Source organism: Neobacillus mesonae (assembly GCF_023715155.1).
GTDB lineage: Bacteria > Bacillota > Bacilli > Bacillales > Cytobacillaceae > Neobacillus > Neobacillus mesonae_A.
In genome coordinates, this window is sequence record NZ_JAMBNQ010000092.1 from 1 (window position 1) to 989 (window position 989).

1 protein-coding gene and 1 pseudogene are annotated in these 989 nt (G+C 42.4%); both read left to right on the forward strand.

The genetic code is table 11. The features are described 5' to 3' along the window. Positions 1-352: 352 nt before the first annotated feature. The gene (locus tag M3183_RS27250) at positions 353-484 is read left to right on the forward strand and encodes a hypothetical protein (protein ID WP_285881236.1); all 132 of its coding nucleotides are present in this window, start codon (positions 353-355) and stop codon (positions 482-484) included. A gap of 137 nt (positions 485-621) precedes the next feature. Beyond that, positions 622-989, forward strand: a pseudogene (locus tag M3183_RS26520) (group II intron reverse transcriptase/maturase); the annotation flags it as partial.

Consider the following 989-nt stretch of genomic DNA (forward strand, 5'->3'; position numbering starts at 1 on the left):
AGGGTGCAAGTCCCTAACATGCCGTTGTGGCGGAAATGTATAGCTGACAGGTAGTGCGAGTATCGTGAGATTTCGTGCGGAGGACTTGAAGGCAAAACTCGGAACAGGTGGCTAAAACCATGTTGGCTGGTAAGGCAGGATAACCTTGCAAGGGAAAGGGATGTCCTATACCACTTTGTGTCTTATTAGTTATGAGGACTGGATTCGAGGGAAAGGCGAAGACGTGACCCAAGGAGATCTCATCTTCTCCACCGTTGGTGGTAACTCATTTTCAAAGCCGCGATGGACAAGATTCTGACTATGGAGGGTGAGAAGTCAGAGCAGGGGATAGTAGTGAATAAGCTTGTTGGAAATGCCACAAAGAGAAGCGACGTACCACATTGTTGGTATGGCAGTCATTGACCCAAAAGGCAATGAACTGATGCGAAGCCCGTCTGTCCATGTAAGAAAAGCATTACGAACTTATTTACTCGTCATGTACTAAACAGAAGTCGATAAGGCAGATAGCCAAAGAATCGAGACCGAAAGAAAGTAGGTTGTTTAGGGCGTAGTACTAATATCAAATATCAGCCATTGGGTAACCTATACAGTTGATATTGTATTGGGAAAGGAAACGAATACATGGAGGAATCGATAGGAAAACGAAGCTTACGTGTAGTAGAGAATTCTAAAAAGAAACGCAAATGGTACAGCCTAATTGATAAAATTTGGAACTATCAAAACCTGGAACAGGCATTTTATGACGTGAAGAAAAATCGAGGCTCACATGGTGTGGATAAAGTTACTATTAAAGATTATGAAAAAGAATTGGAACACAACTTAAGAGTGCTCCAAGAATCTTTACGTACCAAAACATATCGAGCAAAACCCGTCCGAAGAGTGTATATTCCAAAAGCCGATGGTACTAAACGTCCATTAGGAATACCAACAGTTGAAGACCGAATTCTCCAAGCCGCAACAAAAAGAATACTTGAACCCATCTTCGAACA